Annotated in this window: 7 protein-coding genes; 2 read left to right on the forward strand and 5 right to left on the reverse strand. The window is 70.3% G+C overall.

Annotation, left to right across the window (positions count from 1 at the left end):
* Both ruvA and ruvC read right to left on the reverse strand, forming a co-directional pair.
* On the reverse strand, nt 1-366 hold a 366-nt coding region (gene ruvA, locus AC2VNT_RS11730; RefSeq protein ID WP_486947022.1), incomplete at its 3' end, for a Holliday junction branch migration protein RuvA.
* Nucleotides 363-929, reverse strand: coding sequence for a crossover junction endodeoxyribonuclease RuvC (gene ruvC / locus AC2VNT_RS11735; RefSeq protein WP_486947023.1), 567 nt, complete (start codon nt 927-929; stop codon nt 363-365). The genes ruvC and ruvA, both read right to left, overlap by 4 nt.
* 260 nt (nt 930-1,189) lie before the next feature.
* Between ruvC and AC2VNT_RS11740 the strand changes: the two genes are divergently transcribed.
* Nucleotides 1,190-1,480: a type II toxin-antitoxin system Phd/YefM family antitoxin gene (locus AC2VNT_RS11740; RefSeq protein ID WP_486947024.1), complete on the forward strand. Its 291-nt coding sequence runs from the start codon at nt 1,190-1,192 to the stop codon at nt 1,478-1,480.
* Nucleotides 1,481-1,932: 452 nt separating this feature from the next.
* On the opposite strand, the gene AC2VNT_RS11745 is transcribed toward AC2VNT_RS11740, so the two are convergent.
* Entirely contained in the window at nt 1,933-2,688 is a 756-nt protein-coding gene (locus tag AC2VNT_RS11745; RefSeq protein WP_486947025.1) for a YebC/PmpR family DNA-binding transcriptional regulator, read from the reverse strand.
* 49 nt (nt 2,689-2,737) lie between these two features.
* Between AC2VNT_RS11745 and AC2VNT_RS11750 the strand changes: the two genes are divergently transcribed.
* Nucleotides 2,738-3,049, forward strand: a complete 312-nt coding sequence (locus AC2VNT_RS11750; RefSeq protein WP_486947026.1) for a hypothetical protein — start codon at nt 2,738-2,740, stop codon at nt 3,047-3,049.
* Here the strand turns inward: AC2VNT_RS11750 and AC2VNT_RS11755 are convergent.
* The gene (locus tag AC2VNT_RS11755) at nt 3,025-3,714 is read right to left on the reverse strand and encodes a M15 family metallopeptidase (RefSeq protein ID WP_486947027.1); all 690 of its coding nucleotides are present in this window, start codon (nt 3,712-3,714) and stop codon (nt 3,025-3,027) included. The genes AC2VNT_RS11750 and AC2VNT_RS11755 overlap by 25 nt on opposite strands.
* On the reverse strand, nt 3,711-4,148 hold the full coding sequence (locus tag AC2VNT_RS11760; protein WP_486947028.1) for a PIN domain-containing protein: 438 nt from the start codon (nt 4,146-4,148) through the stop codon (nt 3,711-3,713). Before AC2VNT_RS11760 ends, AC2VNT_RS11755 begins: the two co-directional genes overlap by 4 nt.
* Nucleotides 4,149-4,183: the final 35 nt, after the last annotated feature.

Consider the following 4,183-nt stretch of genomic DNA (forward strand, 5'->3'; position numbering starts at 1 on the left):
CCGTTCGGCGCCGCGCCTGCCGATCCCCGGCACCCGGGTCAGCGCGGCCACGTCACCGTCGGCCAACGCCTGACGCAGCGCGGCCGCGTCGTAGACGGCCAGGGTGGCCAGCGCGGTCTTGGGCCCGATCCCGGAGACCCCGATCAACGTGGTGAACAGGTCACGGGCGTCGGCGTCGGCGAATCCGTACAGCGTCATCGAGTCCTCGCGCACGATCATCGCGGTGACCAACCGGCCCTCGCCGCCGCGGCGCAGGGTGGCCAGGGTGGCCGGGGTGGTCATCACCTTGTAGCCGACGCCGGCCGCCTCGATCACCACGTGGTCGAGGGCGATGTCGAGCACCTCACCGCGGACCGCGGCGATCATCGGGTCGCCGCCTTCAACTTGGCCGCGAATCTCCGGCGCTGCTCGGCGGCGAGCGCCTCGGCTTCGGCCATCCGGGCGATCATCGGCGCCCGCCAACAGTGGCAGATCGCCAGCGCCAGCGCGTCGGCGGCATCGGCCGGCGTCGGCTTGGCTTGCAGCGCAAGGATTCTGGTCACCATCTCGGTGACCTGCGCCTTGTCCGCCCGACCGTTGCCGGTGACCGCGGCCTTGACCTCGGACGGGGTGTGGAAGTGCACGGCGATGTCGCGTCTGGCCGCTTGCAGCGCGATCACCCCGCCGGCTTGGGCGGTGCCCATCGCGGTGTTGGCGTTGGCGTTGGCGAAGACCCGCTCGATCGCGAGCACCTCCGGGCGGTGGGTGTCCAGCCAGTGCTCGACGGTGTCGCTGATCGCCAGCAGCCGGCGCTGCACCGGCTGATCGGCCGAGGTGCGCACCACGTCGACGTCGAGCGCGGTGACCTGGCGGCCGGCTCCGCCCTGCACCACCGACAGCCCGCAGCGGGTCAGCCCGGGGTCGACGCCCATCACTCGTACCGCACACATGTTCGATAGGGTAACGGTCCGGGCCGACAACCTGCGGCGGGGACACGCGGGGGCGCTCAACCGGAAACGCCCCCCGGTTCGCAGCCCGTCGGCGATGTGGTCGATACGCCGTTTTCGACGGACCGGCCGCGGACCCGCTCGGCGTCGACCTCCGCGGCGTCGCGGGTGACCGCCACCTTCCGGGGCGCGCCGCAGAACGTCCATGTCGACGACTTCCTCGTGGTGCTACTAGTGTGTCACAAAGATGCGACATTGATGGGATGGAATCGGTCGGCATCCGCGAACTGCGCCAGAACGCATCCCAGATCATCGAGGGCGCCGAAGCCGGCGCGACGTACCGGGTCACCGACCACGGCAAGGACACCGGCGTGCTGATCGGCAGCGGAGAGCGCACCAATCGCGCGACGGCCGAGCAGCGGACGGGCGCCAGCCCGCGCCAGATCGTCGACTCGGGTGTTTACGACAGTCCCAAACCACCAGCCTATGAGGCCGAAATGTTGCGGCTGGTCGAGCAGGGACGCGATTCCGCCGGGCGAGTCGGCGGCCGGTGAAGCTTCACCTGGACACCAACCTGTTGATCCAACGGCCCCGGTGGGAGATGCTGCCGCCGGGCGAGCACGAGTTGTTCGTCTCGGCGATCGCGTTCGCCGAGTTCAGCGAGGGCACCGCCCATCCTGACCCCCAGATAGCCGCCCGGGCACGGGTCGACCTGGTTCAGCTGCGTCGGGCTTACGGCGACGGTCCGGTGTTTGCCCAGCGTGAGGCCGACGTCTACCGCGAGCTCTGCGCCACCATCGCCGCCGCGGGACGAAGCGGACGGCGTCGAGTCGATGTGATGATCGCGGCGGTGGCGGTGGCCGACAATGCGGCCCTGGCAACCCGGAACCCTGCCGACTTCACCGGATTGGAGACCGTGCTCGACGTGATGGCGCTGCGATCGGGCGGCCCGGAACGTGTTCGACCCGCACCCGCGGTGGCACCGGAGGCAGCACCGGCCCGCTGGTCACTCCTCTTCCAGCGCCGCCAGCACCTCGTCCGACAGGTCGATGTTGGTGTAGACGTTCTGCACGTCGTCGCTCTCCTCCAGCGCCTCCACCAGCTTGAACACCTTGCGGGCGGCGTCGACGTCGACCGGCACCGAGACCGACGGCTGAAAGCTCGCCTCGGCCGACTCGTAGTCGATGCCGGCGTCGACCAGCGCGGTGCGCACCGCCACCAGGTCACCCGGCTCGGAGATCACCTCGAAGCTCTCCCCCAGGTCGTTGACGTCCTCGGCGCCGGCGTCGAGCACCGCGGTCAGCACGTCGTCCTCGGAGAGCCCGTTCTTCTCCAGCATCACCACGCCTTTGCGGGTGAACAGGTAGGCCACCGAGCCCGGGTCGGCCATCGCGCCGCCGTTGCGGGTCATCGCCACCCGCACCTCGGACGCGGCCCGGTTGCGGTTGTCGGTCAGGCACTCGATCAGCACCGCCACCCCGTTGGGCGCATACCCCTCGTAGGTGATGTTCTGGTAGTCGGCGCCGCCGGCCTCCTCGCCGGCACCGCGCTTGCGGGCCCGCTCGATGTTGTCGTTGGGCACCGAGTTCTTCTTGGCCTTCTGGATGGCGTCGTACAGCGTCGGGTTGCCGCCCGGATCACCGCCGCCGACCCGCGCGGCCACCTCGATGTTCTTGATCAGCCGGGCGAAGTTCTTGCCGCGCCGGGCGTCGATGACGGCCTTCTTGTGCTTGGTGGTGGCCCACTTGGAATGGCCGCTCATGTGTTGGTACCTCTGCTGTTGCCGCTGAAAGTTCGCGGGACGAGTCTACGTGGCACGGTCAGCAACCGGTACTTGCCCGCAGCACTTGGCCCGCTTGGTGGAGACGCGCCGGCGGATCTTCTTCCGCTATGCGTCGCTGGTGGTGCTGACCGCGCCGCTCATGCTCGTCGACCTGGTGTTCGCGGCGATCACCGCCGGCGGGTCCGGCCGGCTCGGTGAGATCGGTCGGGGGATGTTGATCGGCTGGCTGGCGGTGCCGATATCGCTGGTCATCGTCATCCCGGCGGCGTTCTTCGTCCTTGGCCGATACACCCCGCGGGCTGCACCGCCGGCCGGTCACGACAGCTCGAAATGCTGGTAGTCGATCGGCGACGTCCAGTGCCCGCCCCACGTCCAGCCCCGGTCGGTGAACGCCCGCACCGCCGGGTCGCCGTCGTGCAGCAGCCCGGCGTCGATCCGGTCCCGGTCCAGGTAGACCCGCGCGTTCGTCGGCTGGACGTCGCCACTGCCGTCGATGAACGGGTTCAGCAGCGGGTTGACGTCGATGGCGCGGCCGTAGGCGTGCAGCGCCCAGTGCCCGCTACCCGGGATCGTCCGGCAGCTGAACGCCGAGGTGTTGTCGTCCGCCATGGACAGCTCGTCGTCGGCGTCGCGGTAGTGGTCGGCGGTGCGCATCTTCTCGATCGGAAAGCCGAGCCGGTACAGCTGCGCGAAGATCTCGATCACCTGGGCCACCAGCTCCTCGTGCACGACGAGTTGGCCGCGGTGCCGCCGGCCGTCGAAGCCGAGGTGGTCCAGGCCGACTCGGCGCAGCTGGCCGGGCGGCACCGGGCAGCCCGGGTGCCAGCTGGCGCCGAGGTCGGCCGCGGTGACGGTGTCGACGGTCGCGGGCTGGGGATCGGCCGGGGCCACCGACGGAGGCGGCGCCGACGACGAGGCAGCCGGCGCGGGCTGCGGCGCGGACCCGCAGTGCACGCACGTCGCGCCGGCCACGACCGACAGCAACACCGCGACCGCCGGCCTCATCGCGAGCCCCCAGCTGCGTCAGCGGATCCGGCCGGGACAACCCATTCCACGGGCTGACCGGTGACGGCAGCGATGCGGTCGAAGTCCCGGTCGTAGTGCAGGACACCGACGCCGTGATGTTCGGCGACTGCGGCGATGATCAGGTCCGGCACGTCGACCGCGCGGTGCAGTCCCTGCTCGGTCAGCACTTCCTGCACCGCCCACGCGCGCTCCCACACGGTGTCCGGCGTGGTGAGGTATTCCAGCGCGTCGCGCCGGTCGATGCCGACGGCCCGATGGTCGTCCCGGCAACGGGCGGAGACGCCGTACTCCAGATCGGTGAGGCCACTGCGGGCCAGCAGTCCACGCTCCATCAACGGCGCCAACCGAGCGCGGACCGCGGGCAGATGGGTCCGGTAGGCGGCGGATTTGTCGAGCAGGTAGCGGTCAGCCATGCCGCGTCTGACCGTCGCTCCACATCTCGTTGACC

It is taken from the genome of Mycobacterium sp. TH-M15 (assembly GCF_057473705.1).